General features: G+C 44.3%; 13 protein-coding genes. 4 read left to right on the top strand and 9 right to left on the bottom strand.

Going from position 1 to position 15,695, the window contains the following annotated elements; genetic code table 11:
- Positions 1 to 50: 50 nt before the first annotated feature.
- Positions 51 to 425 carry a helix-turn-helix domain-containing protein gene (locus LJ707_RS17035; protein ID WP_228953260.1) on the top strand — a complete coding sequence of 125 codons (375 nt, stop codon included), beginning with the start codon at positions 51 to 53 and terminating at the stop codon, positions 423 to 425.
- A 53-nt stretch (positions 426 to 478) separates the two neighbouring features.
- Here the strand turns inward: LJ707_RS17035 and LJ707_RS17040 are convergent, their stop codons facing one another.
- The 3 genes from LJ707_RS17040 to LJ707_RS17050 all read right to left on the bottom strand — a co-directional run bounded on the left by LJ707_RS17040 (position 479) and on the right by LJ707_RS17050 (position 4,097).
- A complete protein-coding gene (locus tag LJ707_RS17040; RefSeq protein ID WP_228953264.1) occupies positions 479 to 1,561 on the bottom strand; it encodes a hypothetical protein in 1,083 nt (360 codons plus the stop codon).
- A 120-nt stretch (positions 1,562 to 1,681) separates the two neighbouring features.
- Positions 1,682 to 2,932 carry an adenosylmethionine--8-amino-7-oxononanoate transaminase gene (gene bioA, locus LJ707_RS17045; RefSeq protein ID WP_255678995.1) on the bottom strand — a complete coding sequence of 417 codons (1,251 nt, stop codon included), beginning with the start codon at positions 2,930 to 2,932 and terminating at the stop codon, positions 1,682 to 1,684.
- 64 nt (positions 2,933 to 2,996) lie between these two features.
- On the bottom strand, positions 2,997 to 4,097 hold the full coding sequence (locus tag LJ707_RS17050; RefSeq protein ID WP_228953273.1) for a carbohydrate-binding family 9-like protein: 1,101 nt from the start codon (positions 4,095 to 4,097) through the stop codon (positions 2,997 to 2,999).
- Positions 4,098 to 4,261: 164 nt separating this feature from the next.
- Between LJ707_RS17050 and LJ707_RS17055 the strand changes: the two genes are divergently transcribed.
- Both LJ707_RS17055 and LJ707_RS17060 read left to right on the top strand, forming a co-directional pair.
- Positions 4,262 to 4,948 carry a hypothetical protein gene (locus LJ707_RS17055; RefSeq protein WP_228953275.1) on the top strand — a complete coding sequence of 229 codons (687 nt, stop codon included), beginning with the start codon at positions 4,262 to 4,264 and terminating at the stop codon, positions 4,946 to 4,948.
- Positions 4,949 to 5,050: 102 nt separating this feature from the next.
- Positions 5,051 to 6,343 carry an alpha-L-fucosidase gene (locus tag LJ707_RS17060; RefSeq protein ID WP_228953277.1) on the top strand — a complete coding sequence of 431 codons (1,293 nt, stop codon included), beginning with the start codon at positions 5,051 to 5,053 and terminating at the stop codon, positions 6,341 to 6,343.
- Positions 6,344 to 6,422: 79 nt separating this feature from the next.
- Here the strand turns inward: LJ707_RS17060 and recA are convergent, their stop codons facing one another.
- The 5 genes from recA to LJ707_RS17085 form a co-directional block, all read right to left on the bottom strand.
- On the bottom strand, positions 6,423 to 7,430 hold the full coding sequence (gene recA / locus LJ707_RS17065) for a recombinase RecA (RefSeq protein ID WP_228953279.1): 1,008 nt from the start codon (positions 7,428 to 7,430) through the stop codon (positions 6,423 to 6,425).
- A 112-nt stretch (positions 7,431 to 7,542) separates the two neighbouring features.
- Positions 7,543 to 8,304, bottom strand: coding sequence for an endonuclease III (nth, locus tag LJ707_RS17070; protein WP_228953280.1), 762 nt, complete (start codon positions 8,302 to 8,304; stop codon positions 7,543 to 7,545).
- A gap of 213 nt (positions 8,305 to 8,517) precedes the next feature.
- The gene (locus LJ707_RS17075; RefSeq protein WP_228953283.1) at positions 8,518 to 8,664 is read right to left on the bottom strand and encodes a hypothetical protein; all 147 of its coding nucleotides are present in this window, start codon (positions 8,662 to 8,664) and stop codon (positions 8,518 to 8,520) included.
- Between the two features lie 267 nt (positions 8,665 to 8,931).
- On the bottom strand, positions 8,932 to 11,778 hold the full coding sequence (uvrA, locus tag LJ707_RS17080; RefSeq protein ID WP_228953285.1) for an excinuclease ABC subunit UvrA: 2,847 nt from the start codon (positions 11,776 to 11,778) through the stop codon (positions 8,932 to 8,934).
- Positions 11,779 to 11,926: 148 nt separating this feature from the next.
- On the bottom strand, positions 11,927 to 13,573 hold the full coding sequence (locus LJ707_RS17085) for an ABC transporter substrate-binding protein (RefSeq protein WP_370632414.1): 1,647 nt from the start codon (positions 13,571 to 13,573) through the stop codon (positions 11,927 to 11,929).
- Between the two features lie 158 nt (positions 13,574 to 13,731).
- Between LJ707_RS17085 and LJ707_RS17090 the strand changes: the two genes are divergently transcribed.
- The gene (locus LJ707_RS17090) at positions 13,732 to 14,211 is read left to right on the top strand and encodes a hypothetical protein (RefSeq protein WP_228953287.1); all 480 of its coding nucleotides are present in this window, start codon (positions 13,732 to 13,734) and stop codon (positions 14,209 to 14,211) included.
- 150 nt (positions 14,212 to 14,361) lie between these two features.
- Here the strand turns inward: LJ707_RS17090 and LJ707_RS17095 are convergent, their stop codons facing one another.
- The gene (locus LJ707_RS17095) at positions 14,362 to 15,495 is read right to left on the bottom strand and encodes a lactonase family protein (protein ID WP_228953289.1); all 1,134 of its coding nucleotides are present in this window, start codon (positions 15,493 to 15,495) and stop codon (positions 14,362 to 14,364) included.
- Positions 15,496 to 15,695: the final 200 nt, after the last annotated feature.

A 15,695-nucleotide genomic window follows, 5' to 3' on the forward strand; every position in this document is an offset into this window, starting at 1 on the left:
ATGTATGCCAATACTTCACTTCTGTCAAGTAGTTACCTTTTTGTCAAGTAATGACAGATTTGTTAGATTTGCATTTAATGAATGCAGAGGCCGAAAAAAAAGAAATAAATTATCACAGCGCTGATGAATGCCCTATCACCGCTACTATTGGTGTTATTGGCGGTAAGTGGAAACCGCCGATTATCTGGCTGTTGCTTAAAGGCCCTATGCGTTTTGGCGAGTTGCATAAAACCATGCCGGGCATGGCGCTTAAGGTATTATCAAGGCAGCTAAAAGAGCTTGAGGCTGATGGTATAGTTATTCGCAAAGCCTACCCCGAAGTACCGCCGCGGGTGGAGTACAGCCTCAGCGAAAAAGGTGAAACGCTGAGGGAGGTCATGTTTTTGTTATCCAATTGGAGCCGTGAGCATATACTTGAGGTATGAGTAAGTATTTAGCAGCAATGCACCATAATGCAATGCTACTAAATATATATGCACTATCTTGACGACTTAAGTTCACCGCCTTTTGAGCAGTTACTTGATGTCCAATTGCCTGACAGTGTAGTTGCGTCGCCGTTTAGTTTGATCACCATATTATTACATGGGGTAAGGCCATCAGGGTTTTCAAACTCGTAAGGTGTGGCTACATCAAGGGTAATGCTGTTACCCACCAGTTTGCCGGTAAACCTGCGTTTTTGCATCGAACTGTTAGGGCGGGTTATTTCAAATTGCCCGCGTATAACATCGCCGCATTGGTTAAGGCTTAGCGCAAGTGTCCACGGGCCACCATTCGAGTCTGGGTTGGTCATGCTGCCATTGTAAGTACCATCATACACGCGCTTCGCCTTAAAATATACCAATGACGAGTTATCGGCCGGTATAGCGTCACCTTTATTTAAGTAAGTGAATTTGCCTTGTATCAATACCTGCAGCAATTGGTCGGTAGTAGCTGTAGGGTTATCCTTAACCAAACGGCGGCCTACTGCGTTATTATGCAGATCCATTTTTTTAGCATATTCATCACCCGCTTCTGATTCATGGGCGGTAGCCATCTTCTCGGCAAATTCGCTGTCAATGTTCTTTGCCATCAAAACATTCCAGTAAGCATGGCGTATAGCGTCCGCCTTGCTATCCTCAAACCCGGCATCAGCATCGCAAGGGTAATTGCTTTGAGCCGCTGTACCGGCGGGCACTACCGTTTTGTAAGCCTTGTAACTTTTGTTCGGACTCAGGATAACCACCTTCCATTCTTCATAAGTTAGCTTTTTTGCAAGCTCAGCAACACCATCAGGTGCCAGTTCACGGTTTGCCACGCCGGTAGCTTTTCCATACTTAAAATAGTTAAACAACTTTCGGCCCAGGGCTTCTTCATCGTTCTTTAAAGCCGGGTCATCCGTAGTTACCTTATCATAGGCGGCAATAGCCTCCTCAATTGTTGGCAACGGGTTTAATGATTTAAGTTCGGCTTCGGTAACCTGGCCTTCAGGTAAAGTTTGCGGATCATCAACGTTTGATTTTTTACTGCACGAGAATAATACCAGCAATAAAAACAGAACTGCTTTTTGAGATAAATTTTTCATAGTAAATGCTTTGCTTAGGTTAGATGTATTTATGTAAGCGAAACAAATATTATAAAATCCACATACTTAAGCGATAATTCGCCTGCTTTTCATAACCTTAAAGTTAAAAAATACTGATTTTTAGGTAGAGCGAATTATCCATTTGCGCATAACATTTATAATGCGGATCAATTCATCAGGCTTAATAATGTACGGAGGCATCAGGTAAAGCATTTTGCCTATAGGGCGCAGCCACACACCCTCATCCATAGCAAAAGCCTTAAAGCCATCAAGCATTGCGGCATCATTAAATTCAAGTACACCAATAGCTCCTATTGATCGTTTATCAGCAATAAGCGGCGAATTAATAGTACTAAACTCCTGCTCAATAATGGCGTTTACCTGTTTTATTTTGGATAGATAATCTTCCTGCTCAAATAATTCAATACTTTTCAGCGCTACGGTACAGGCCAAGGCATTGGCCATAAAGGTGGGGCCGTGCATCAGCGCCTTTTCATAATCGGCACCCAAAAAGCTGTTGTATACCGCATCGGTACTTAAAGTTGCGGCATGACCCATGTACCCGGCGGTCAGGGCTTTACCAACTACCATAATATCGGGTGTAACGCCGGCATGCTCCGCGGCAAAAAGTTTACCGGTACGGCCAAAGCCTGTGGCTACTTCATCAAATATCAGCAGTACATTATATCTATCGCACAGCTCACGGGCAGCTTTCAGGTACAAAGACGAATAAATATGAAAACCGCCCGCGCATTGTACTATCGGCTCAACAATAAAAGCGGCTATGCCGGGGCTGTTACTGGTAAGCAATTGCTCCAACGCGTCAATAGCCGGTTCTACCATTTCGGCCGTGGCATCAAAGCCCCCGCCGGGTATCTCCAAAACGTATCCCCGGTGCAGTACATCAGCAAATGCACGGCTAAAGTCCGAATCGTCACTAACCTCCATGGCTTTAAAAGTATCGCCATGGTAACCATTTTTTAGTGATACCATACGGGTTTTACCTTCATAACCGAGATTCTTCCAATATTGAATGGCAGTTTTAAGGGCTACCTCTACACCTATTGAGCCACTATCCGAAAAAAACACATGATTTAAACCCGCAGGTGTAATGCGCACCAATGCTTCGGCAAGATGTAAAGCCGGTTGGTGTGTAAGGCCACCCAGCATAACATGGGCAAATTTACCCGCTTGTTCGGCAAGGGCGCTGTTCAATGCCGGGTGGTTATAGCCATGTATAACCGACCACCATGATGATATACCGTCAATAAGTTTGCGGCCATCTTCAAGCTCCATCATTACACCATTGCCCGCCACCATTTTGGGTACACGGTTAACATGTTTCATTTGCGTATAAGGATACCAAAGCATAAAACAAATTTAGATGCGCAAAGATACACGCACAATTTGTATTGCCCGCGCCTGTTTACCAAGGCTACTTTTTTGCTTGCTTAAACAAGCCATCCTCATTTATGGATGTGGTGGCGCCGCTACCATCAGTTACAGTGGCGGTATATTGTAGTTTGGTGCCATACAGCGTCAGTTCGTTATTTTTTCCGTAAACGTTGTACTCATCTTTTGCAATACCCAGGTCTTTAAGGCTGGTTGAGTAATACTTATGTTGTTTAAAATAGTCCTGCTGTTTGTAATATACCAGCCACAGGTACCGTTTTTGCATATCGGTATACGGTATATTAAATTTGATGCCCTCGCTGGTAGTTTTCCCGGTAAATTGCAGGTAACCCCAACGCTCCGGGTAGTGCATACTGATCAGCCCCGGGGCAGACCATACCCAGTTACGTTCAGGCAAATTCTTTCCGTTGGCATCTTTTAACTTTACATATTTGCCGTTTACCACTTTAGTATCCCACTCCACACGCGAAAAGTTGATGCGCCACAGGCTGCCATCGTCAGGTTTGCCTGTGTTAAAACCAAACATTATGGCTTTAAAGGGGATGGCGAATTCAACCGTCCAGCCCTTATCAGTATCTTTTGGGTTGTTTAAGGTACCCTGCAGTTTTACTGCCGAGCGCATGCCCGGTGTATCCCAGCTAATCAGCGCATCGCCTGCATGGCGGTAAGCCTTGGGCAAAAACAGGTCGAATATTTTATTAAGCTGGTTAACCTCTACCTCAAAATAATTGCGGCCATCATTGTCAGGGTCAACAAATAGTTCAAAGTCGTTGTCCTGAAAAATAATATCATCATGATGGGTAAGGTAAGCCCACAAATGCGGCTCGTCCATTTTTACAGCAATGTACAGATTAGTATCATCCCAAAGCATTTTAAGCCGGGTATTATATTGGGGCTTGGGTTTTGCATCGCCCTCAATATCAACAAAACTGGTTGTCCATTTGGCTTGCTGCCAGGTTTTATCGTTCACATCGCCATCAATTACCGGGGCATGATTGGTATGGGTAATAATATAGTGCTCAGGTGTGGTGAACAGATTAGCCATATCACCAAATTCAGACTGGCTTTTGGCAACAGTGGTAGCTGCCAGTAATGCCGTACAACAAAACAGATACTTATACATTGCCTAAATATAAGTAAATCAATTTTGCAATCAATAACTGAAAATTTTACACTGCATTAATTAATTAAATGTTAAACCGACATAAATTGTAAGTTAAATGTCAAATGGTTTCTAAATTACCGTATTTGCATTGACTGCTTTAATATGGCCTTTATTTTAGCTGTATGAAGGCAAATTTTACCGGAATCAAATCAGGTTTTATCAGGCTGGTGGTTTACGGAGCATTAATATTTGGCGCGGCAGAATTTATTCGCTGGGATGCTACGTTGGTTCATGGCCAGGAATCAAAGTTTGACGAAGACTCCATGACGGAGCTGATGCAAAGCGCGCTTTTGCTGGTTGCAGCCAGCGTTTACATGATCGTTTTTATCAGGTTTAAACAATTTAAGGCGCTTGCCTTTTTCTTGTTCTCATTTGTAACAGCCTCATTCATCCGCGAGCAGGATTCATTTTTAGATGAGCATATTTTTGACGGCGCATGGCAAGTCGGCGTGTTCAGCCTTTTCGCGTTCATGGTATTGTACCTGTGGCGCAATGGCCGGCAATTTTTGCAGAATATAAACGCCTTTGTTAATACCCCTGCATTTGGCGTATTCATAACCGGCTTTTTAACTACCTACGTTTTTTCAAGATTATATGGGCGCGGTAAATTTTGGCAGGAGATCATGGAAGACCGTTATTTTCGCGCGGTAAAAAACGCATCCGAAGAATGTACCGAGCTTTTTGGCTATACCATATTGCTGATTGCAGCGGTTGAATTTTTGCTGTTTGTTAAGCGCGATAGCATGAAAGCAATTACAGCCAATCAAACCGTATTGCCTCAAAAGTCGCCCAAAATGCACGCTGTATAAACCGGCTACTGTTGCATTGCCAAAATAGCTTAATTAAACGTTAATATTGTTTAAGACACAGCCTTGCATTGATGTAAATTTGAAAATACCAATTATACATCGATGAAAAAAAATCTGTACCTGCTTTTTTTGATGCTCTTTATTTCGGTTGCCAAGGCACAACCGGGCTACCAGCCATCAGCATCAAACCTCAAAGCCCGAGAACATTTTAAGGACATGAAGTTCGGCATGTTCATTCACTGGGGCATATACAGCACCCTGGGCGATGGGGAATGGGTGATGAATACACGCAAAATTCCGTATAACGATTACAAGCGCCTTGCTGATTTTTTTAATCCGCAGGCATTTAACGCTAAGGAATGGGTTGACCTTGCTAAACGTGCCGGTATGAAATACATTACCATTACCTCCCGCCATCACGATGGGTTTAGCATGTTTGATACCAAACAATCAGATTATAACATAGTAAAAGCCACTCCTTATAAAAAGGACCCTATGAAAGAGCTGGCCGAGGAGTGCCAGAAGCAAGGTATTGAACTGCGTTTTTATTACTCGCTGCTGGATTGGGGTCGTGCCGATTATGCCTTCAATTCCCCTATAGTAAATGGTGTACCTGAAAAAGGCGACTGGAACAGCTACATCAATTTTATGAAGGCGCAATTAACCGAACTTATTACCAATTACCCCGGTGTAAAAGGCATTTGGTTTGACGGGCATTGGGAACGCAAAAACGCTAACTGGCATTATGATGAAATATATAGCCTGATACACAAATTAGGCCCGGATATTATGGTGGGCAATAACCATCACCTTGCACCAATACCAGGTGAGGATTTTCAGGCTTTTGAAAAGGATTTGCCGGGCAACAACAAAACCGGTTTTAGCGGCGAAGCTAAAATTGGCGATCTGCCGCTTGAAACCTGCGAAACCATGAACGGTAGCTGGGGTTTTAATATTAACGACAGGAATTATAAATCGGTAAAAGAATTGGTGCATTACCTGGTTAATGCCGCGGGCCTTGATGCCAACTTTTTGCTGAACATAGGCCCAATGCCTAACGGTAAAATTCAGCCGGAATTTGTGGATACGCTGGGTAAGATAGGTGCATGGATCGATAAAAATGGCGAAACCATTTACGGTACCCGTGGTAACTTAGTAAAAGCCCAACCATGGGGCACTGTAACCGCTAAAGGCAAAACTGTTTATGCGCACGTGCTTAAAGCTACTGATGCGAAGCAGATATTGATACCCGACTTTAAATTCAAACCTAAAACGGTTACCGCGTTTAATGGAAGCAGTAAGTTGAAGTATAAGAAAGATAAAACAGGACTGATTGTTTATACCGATCAGTTACCGGCTGATGAAATAGACCAGATAGTGAAGATCACGTATTGATCGCCATAGCATCATAACAAAAATAGGCTGCTTTAAATGAATAAAGCAGCCTATTTTGTATTTAATAGAACCGTGAAGCTTATGCTTCTTCCATGCTTTCGCCGGTTACGGTTTCTTTTATCTTGTTCTCCAGTTCTTCCATCAGTTCCGGGTTGTCCAGTATCAGTTGCTTAACGGCATCGCGGCCCTGGCCCAGGCGGGTTTCGCCGTAGCTGAACCAAGAGCCTGCTTTTTTGATGATGTTATAATCAACACCCAGGTCAATGATCTCGCCTGATTTAGAGATACCCTCACCAAACATGATATCAAATTCGGCCAAGCGGAACGGAGGCGCTACCTTGTTCTTTACAATCTTCACCTTAACGCGGTTACCTGATACCTCGTCGGTATCTTTAATTTGCGACATACGGCGCACATCCAAACGTACCGAAGCGTAAAATTTAAGCGCATTACCACCGGTGGTAGTTTCAGGGTTACCAAACATTACGCCAATTTTATCGCGCAACTGGTTAATGAATACACAGCAACATCCTGTTTTGCTGATGGTACCGGTAAGCTTACGCAATGCCTGCGACATTAAGCGTGCCTGTAAACCCATTTTTGAGTCGCCCATTTCACCCTCGATCTCGGCCTTCGGCACCAACGCGGCAACCGAGTCGATCACCAGGATATCAATAGCGCCTGAGCGGATCAGGTTATCGGCAATTTCAAGGGCCTGCTCGCCGTTATCAGGCTGAGAGATCAGCAGGTTCTCCACATCAACACCCAGCTTTTTAGCGTAAAATTTATCAAAGGCGTGCTCGGCATCAATAAATGCGGCAATACCACCCTTTTTTTGTGCTTCGGCAATAGCGTGTATGGCCAAAGTTGTTTTACCTGATGATTCAGGTCCGTATATTTCAATGATCCTGCCTTTAGGTAAACCGCCAACCCCTAAAGCTATATCAAGGCCTATTGAACCTGTTGATATTACTTCGGTAGGCTCAACAACGGTATCACCCAACTTCATGATGGTGCCTTTTCCGTATGATTTTTCCAGCTTATCAAGCGTAAGCTGTAATGCCTTCAATTTATCTGCGTTACTCATCTTAAATTATTATGTAACAAATATAAAACTTTAATTTATAATTACTAAAAAAATTAGTAATTATTTTTTATTCTGATCCTTGATGTAAACATACCTAACAGGATAGGCCTATTCAAATATCTTTATCCACACTGCGCCTGTTTAACTCTTTCACCATAACGTTAAGCTTTTTCTTTTTGGCGGCATCTTTGGCTTTACGTGCTTTCTCGGCTTCAGCCTTTAGTAATGCCGTTTCGGTATTGGCTCGCTCATAATAACGGCAAAACCAGGTTAGCGGACATATATTGCATTTTGGCGAGCGGGCCACGCAAATATACCGGCCGTGCAGTATCAGCCAGTGGTGCGCAATGGCCAGCACTTCGTTAGGCAGGTACTTTACCAGCTCCTTTTCAACCGCCAGCGGTGTGCGGGCATTATTGGTAAGCCCTATACGGTTAGCCACCCTGAACACATGCGTATCAACAGCCATGGCCGGGGCATCATAAATAACCGAGGCTATAACATTGGCGGTTTTACGGCCTACACCAGGCATTTTCTGCAACTGATCGATAGACGAAGGCACTACGCTGTTAAATTGCTCTACCAGCATTTTGCCCATACCGGCTAAATGTTTGGCTTTATTATTAGGATAGCTAACGCTGCGTATGTATGGAAATATCTCATCAGCATTGGATGCTGCCAGGCTCTCCGCATCCGGAAATCGCTCAAAAAGCGCCGGGGTTATCTGGTTAATGCGCTTATCAGTACATTGGGCCGACAGGATCACCGCAACCAGTAATTGGTAAGGCGAATTATAATGCAGCTCGGTAACCGCGTCGGGCTGATTTTTTGAGAAGTATTCTACAAAATGTTGATAGCGTTCCTTTTTTAGCATAGGGTAATTATCCTGAACCAACAGCAACTGTCAGTAAGCAGCAAAGGTATTCAGTTTTGGTACTGAATAATAAAAATGTTAACGGAATTTATAAGGAAGAAGCAATGGCTGATGGGTCATAGTTCACCCGGTTTAACATCGGTACATTATGTTCAGTGATCGAATTAACCTTACCGACACCCGTGAACTATGAGCCATCAACCTGAATATTATTTACTTGATGCTTTTTGAATAATCAAGTATGCGGTGTATGGTTTGAAGCCTTGGCTGCATTTGCAACTGGTTCAGGTCTGTACGGAGTGAGTGAAAAAACATCAACTCGTCCGCATTCAGATTTTCTGTATGCTCTCTCTCTTTCACTATAAAATGATTAGTGACCGCAAATAAATTTTTTGTAGAAGTTTCGTCCATACGCGTATTTATGTTTTTTATAAATCAATAACGCAATCAAATGTGAAATATTTTGCGTTTTAAAAAAATCACGAAAAAATTTCATCAAAATTTCATCTTGGGTTCAGAAGCGGCTCCGTTACAAAGCAACTTCTTTTTTATGGCAGACCTTGCCGTATGGGTGTGTACGTATTAAACGCGATTTGGTTGCAATATTATTTAACTAATAGTAACAAATTACTTGATGTTCATTTCCTTTTTCAAAAACCTGCCGGTAAAGCTATCCTTAACCTTACATAATCCCTCCGGCGTACCCGAGAACAATATTTTACCGCCGCCTGATCCGCCTTCCGGCCCCAGATCAATTACATGGTCAACCACCTTGATTACATCCAGGTTATGCTCTATCACTAACACGGTGTTGCCCTTATCAACCAATTGGTAAAGTACGCCCAACAGCACGTTGATATCTTCAAAGTGCAAACCTGTTGTAGGCTCATCCAGTATATAAAAGGTATTGCCGGTATCTTTTTTTGAAAGCTCGGTAGCCAGCTTTACACGCTGCGCCTCACCGCCTGACAGTGTGGTTGACGATTGCCCCAGTGTGATATAGCCCAAACCTACATCAAACAAGGTTTTTACCTTGCGGTGGATGGATGGAATATGCTCAAAAAAGGTGGTAGCATCCTCAATGCTCATATCCAGCACATCAGATATTGATTTGCCGCGGTAGCGTACCTCCAGCGTTTCGCGGTTATAGCGTTTGCCGCCGCATTCTTCACAAGGCACCTGCACATCGGGTAAAAAGTTCATCTCGATCACCTTCATACCTGCGCCCTGGCAGGTTTCGCAACGGCCGCCTTTAACGTTGAACGAGAAACGGCCCGGCTTATAGCCCCGTATCTTAGCTTCGGGCAGTTGTACATACAGGTTACGGATATCAGAAAATACGCCTGTGTAGGTAGACGGATTTGACCGCGGCGTACGGCCGATAGGTGTTTGATCTATCTCGATCACCTTATCAATATGCTCCAGCCCTTCAATACTGCCATACGGCAACGGTTGCTTTTTGGCGCGGAAGAAGTGATGGTTCAATATAGGATAAAGCGTTTCGGCAATTAAGCTTGATTTACCGCTGCCTGACACCCCGGTAATACCAATGAGCTTACCCAGCGGAAACTCAACCGATACATTTTTAAGGTTGTGGCCGGTAGCCTTTTTAAGTGCCAGTTTTTTGCCGTTGCCGTCACGGCGCTTTTTAGGGATGGCTATCTCACGCTCGCCATTGATGTATGAGGTGGTAAGCGTATGCTCGGCCATTAATTGCTGCGGTGTGCCCTGGGCTACAATCTGCCCGCCATGTACACCCGCTGCCGGGCCCATATCAATCACATGGTCGGCCTCTAAAATCATATCCTTATCGTGCTCAACCACCAATACGGTGTTGCCCAAGTCGCGCAGGTTTTTAAGGGCGTTGATCAGCCGCTCGTTATCGCGCTGGTGCAGGCCGATGCTTGGCTCATCCAAAATGTACATTACATTCATTAACTGCGAACCAATTTGCGTGGCCAGCCTGATGCGCTGCGCCTCGCCACCCGAAAGGGTTTTAGCCGTACGATCAAGCGTTAAATAGCTCAGGCCAACATCCAGCAAAAAGCCAATGCGTGCACGTATCTCTTTCAGTATCTCACGGGCTATAACATTCTGACGTTCGTTCAGCCTGTCTTCAATACCCTCAAACCAGCCTTGCAGGTTATTAATATCCATGCAGGCCAGCTCAAATATATTCTTCTCATCAATCTTAAAATGCAGCGATTCTTTTTTCAACCTTGCGCCGCCGCAGGTTGGGCATGTACGCAGTACACGATAGTTTTCCATATCGTCAAGGTCATCATCACCACGGCGCTCCTGCTGCTCCTCAAGCATCTTAACAATACCCTCAAAGTTGATAGAGTAGTTTTGTACGTTCCATTTATTGTACTCAACGGCTACGTTTATCTTTTCTTCAGTCCCGTTAAGTATAATGTCCAGCTTATCACGTTCAAGCTTTTCAATAGGTGTGGTTAACGAAAACTCAAACTTTTTAGCCAGCGCTTTCAATACCTGGAATATCCATGTTTCGCGATACTCGCCCAGCGGGGCAAGTCCGCCGTTTTGTATGCTGAGCTTTGGGTTGGGGATGACCGATTTTTCATCCACCTCAAAAATATACCCTAAACCGTTACACTTATCACAAGCACCATAAGGCGAGTTGAACGAGAAGGTATTAGGCTGCGGCTCATCGTAAGATATACCCGATACCGGGTCCATCAAATATTTACTGAAGTACGATACATTGTTATCCTTATCGGCAATACGGATGATGCCCTTTGCCAGTTTAAGCGCCGCCTGTACCGAACTGTATAAGCGTTTGCTATCCTTCTCGCTGATAACAAGGCGGTCAACCACAATATCAATATCGTGGATCTTGTAACGGTCAACCTGCATTTTGGGGGTAACATCCATAATGGCGCCATCCACCCAAACCTTTAGGTAGCCTTGTTTGCGGATCTGCTCAAACAGTTCGCGGTAGTGGCCTTTACGGCCTTTTACCGCAGGTGCCATAATGTTTACCGGCTGCCCGTCAAACTTTTCGCTGATGGTACGCAATATCTGGTCTTCGCTCATGCGCTCCATTTTTTCGCCGGTGGAGTATGAGTAAGCCTCGCCAGCGCGGGCGAACAGCAGGCGCATAAAATCGTAGATCTCGGTAATGGTACCTACTGTTGACCGCGGATTTTTGCTGGTGGTTTTTTGCTCAATGGCAATTACCGGGCTCAGTCCCGATACCTTATCCACATCAGGCCGTTCCATACCGCCCATAAACTGGCGCGAGTAGGCCGAAAATGTTTCCATATAGCGGCGCTGCCCCTCGGCATAAATGGTATCAAACGCCAGTGATGATTTACCGCTGCCGCTTAGCCCCGTTACCACAACCAGCTTGTTGCGCGGAAACGAAACATCAATATTTTTGAGGTTATGCACCCGTGCGCCATAAACTTCTACTTCGCTTTGTTCGCCCAGGTCAACAGTTTTATCAGTCATACAGTATATTGAACAATATTAACCGCTTACATACGGCTTGGTTTGTTGAGATGTATTTTGCTAAAATTTTTTGCAAATATAGTTAAAATGCCTGTCTTTTAATAAGGTGAGATTGTCGGCACTGTGTGATTTTAATTTAGCGGTAGTATCATTTAATATTTTTCCTCACCCGCTTCAACACCAACAAATTTTGAGCATTCTTAGCATAACCGCTAATGTTGTTTTGGTACAGGTTCACCAGCTTATCATAATACAATACCACTACCGGCGATTGGCCCATCACCAGGTTATCCATTTTGCGGTATAAGGCATACCGTTCCTGGTCGTTGTTTACACGATAGGTTTGCTCAAAAAGCCTGTCGAATTCTTTATTATTAAAACCGGTATAATTAGGGCCAAAGGGTATCTTGTTTTTAGAATAGAAGACAGATAAATAATTCTCTCCGTCCGGGTAATCAGCTATCCACGATCCGCGAAAAAAGTTAACGCCGTTTTTGGCGATCAGTTCGCGCAGGCTGGCACCCTGGGTAACTTCTACACGGGTTTTAATGTTCACGCGGTCAAGTTCTCCCTGTATATACTCAATTAAATCGCGATAAGTGGTAGTGGTGTTCAGCACAATCTCCGGCAGGTTGCGGCCATTGGGGAAACCCGCCTCGGCTAATAAGCGGCGTGCCTTATCGGGGTTGTAGCTGTAGCCGCTTACCTGTTTGCCATCAAACCCGGGCATACCCTGCGGAATAAACCCGGCATAGCCCGGTGTACCGATGCTGTTGCGCAGGTACTTGATCATTTTTTGCTTATCAATGGCGTAGTTGATCGCCTGGCGTATCTTAAGTATTTTTAATGGCGAGTGTTTTACAATGCTGATATTGGTATCGATCAGTATACCCAGATACTCGGTATTTAAATATGGCCTGATATTCATCATAAACCTACCCCCGTACTTACTGGTTAACTTGCCCGATTTGGTAAGGATATCATCGCGGTAGCTACCATCAATACCGTTAAAAAAGTCCAGATCGCCCTTAATAAATTCCATAAAGGCGGTTTGCTTATCGCTGATGAAACCCGCCTTAATGGCATCCAGATAGGGTAGCGGCCGGCCGGTACTGTCTTTCTCCCAGTATCGCTCGCTTTTCAGGAGTACCATTACCTCCCGCTCCTTCCAGTGCTTGAATTTAAATGGCCCGGTACCTATGGGGTGGCTGCGAAAATCCTTACCATAATGCTCTACCACCTCATGCGGAACTACCGAGCAGTACTGTGCCGTAAGCAAGCTTAGCAGCGGCGGGAAAGGTTGTTTCAGCTTGATGATAAAAGTACTGTCGTTTTGGGCGATGAAGGATTGTTTACCCGCCACTTTATCGCTGAATATCCATGAGCCGGATGAGGCTACTTTGGGGTCGATCAAGCGACCAAAGCTGTACGCAAAATCAGCCGCTACGCATTTACGGCCCTTGCCATTAGTGAACAGCGGGTCGTCATGAAAAAATACATCATTACGTAAATGGAAAGTGTATTGCAAGCCATCGGCACTAATACTCCAGCTTTTGGCAATGCAGGGTACGCTTTTCAGGCTGTCGTTAATTTGCACCAGGCCGTTGTATAGCTGGTTATCCATCCAAAGGGCATTCTGGTTGCGGGCAAAGGCCGGGTCAAGCGAGGTTAGGCCATCCTCTAAATTAATGTTAAATACCGTGCGGTTATCAGTATTTGATTTATAGCCGCAACCCATAATAATACATACACAAAACAGGCCTATATAATTTTTAAACAAGCGTACAGGTATCATTATAATATATAATATTGCGATGTATATTATTAATATGCAATTAAACCTTTAATATAAGGCTTAATCAAACAAAGCAGCAGCAAAAAGTTGGCCGCTTATAAAAACTGTCAACCTTTTGACAAAACTTATGTTATACTGAACAAATAATAAATAAAGACATGAAAAAGCTATTTCAATACACCTTAGCCATTTTAGCCCTAACCTTTGTAATTTCGGCTTGTTCAAGCACCCGCAGCACAACATCATCACACGTTCCGCGCGATAGGTTTGTAAATACCTGGGTATGTAATACCGTTACTTATGAAGGCGGGTTACTGTCTAACGCCGTACAATCAGCGTTTGATCAGGCACCACCAAGCGCCTTTGTTGGCAGCGTATGGAAGTTAACTAACAGCGGCAACGGTATGTATACGTTAAATAACGGCACCTCGCAGTCTATCTTCTGGTCGGCTTTTGAAGGCCCGAACGGTACGCAGTTCCAGTTTAAAAAGATTTACGAAGGCGATAAGGCTAAAAACGTTACCGAAGGTTATCGCCTGGATGTAGGCACCGCTAATAAAGAAACCTTAGTGCTTAAAACCCCTGTGCCGATTGGCGCGCAAATGGGTTACGTGGTATACACATTCAGCAAGAAATAATAATTGAACCTAATATTATGTGTAAGGCAGGGCTGGTAGCTCTGCCTTTTTTTTACCCCACCTAAATCCTCCCCAAAGGAGAGGACTTGAAGTCACGATTATATCTGCAGATATAAGTCCTCCCCTTTGGGGAGGATTTAGGTGGGGTACTTACATTGCCGGGGCAAATTTTAAACATACCGGTTTATCAACCTGGGTTGATGTTACCATTGACCCAAGTTTGCCACTTGCAGGGTCGAGCTTAAACACGTTGATGGTATTGGTATCCTGGTTACCCACCAGCAGGAATTTTCCGGTAGGGTCTATCACAAAATTGCGCGGCGCTTTGCCGCGGGTTGGTGTGCGGTCAATAAAAGTAAGCATGCCGGTTTCGCTATTGATAGCGTAGGTTACAATCTCGTTAGCATCGCCGCGGTTTGAGGCATAAACAAAACGCCCATCCGGTGATACGTGAATATCCGCAGCGCCAACCGCGCCCCTAAAGCCATCAGCCAGCATAGTTACTGATTGTATCTGCTTAGGCTTACCGCCATTAAATTCAAACGCAGTTACAGCACCGGTAAGCTCCTGCACTACATACATATATTTTTTATCGGGTGTAAAATCAAGGTGACGAGGGCCGCTGCCCGGCGCAACACTTACAAAGTCAACCGGTGCGGGGCCCAGGGGCTTTGAATCACCGCTATCATATTTTTTTATGCTGATCTTATCCGTACCCAAATCGGTCAGTAATACATACTTTTCATCAGGAGACAGGAATGCGCTATGCGCATGCGGGCCTTCCTGGCGCTGTTTGTTAACACCGCTGCCTTTATCCTGAATAACCTGGGCCGGTGGTTTCAGCGAGCCATCCTCATTTACGGGCAATGCCGCGAATGAGCCGCTTGAGTAATTAGCCACAAATACATGCTTTCTATCCTCATCAACAGAGATATAGCACGGCGCGGCTCCGCCGCTTTTTTGCTTGTTTATAAAAGTCAGCACGCCGCCTTTAGGCTCAAAGCTATAGGCGTAAATTTCGCCATTATCGGTTTCGCTAACGGCGTAAACAAACTTCTTATCCTTATCAATACAAAGGTATGATGGGTTAGGCACATCATCACTTTGGCTAAGATAGGCCAGGCGACCGGTTTCGGCATAAAAACGGTATACTGATATGCCTTTACTGTTATCGGTAGTATATGCCCCTACAATAAGATCAAACGTTTTTGGCCCCTTCTTTTTATTCTGCGCGTTCATCATCACCGGTGTAAGCAAGGCCAATGCCAATAGTATATTTTTCATAAAAGTACTGGTGTTAATATATGCAAGTTATGTATAAAGTATGATTTGTACCGAAATTGATTAACAGATTTGATTGCATCATAACGATAGATAGCTAAGTGATTGCATGTTAAAAACCAAAGGAACATTGCAAAGCAACGCTCTTTTTACATAAACGTATATAAACTTGAGTTATATTTATGCCAAACAAGAACATCAAC

The organism is Mucilaginibacter sp. UR6-1, from assembly GCF_020880975.1.
In the GTDB taxonomy this organism is placed as follows: Bacteria; Bacteroidota; Bacteroidia; order Sphingobacteriales; family Sphingobacteriaceae; genus Mucilaginibacter.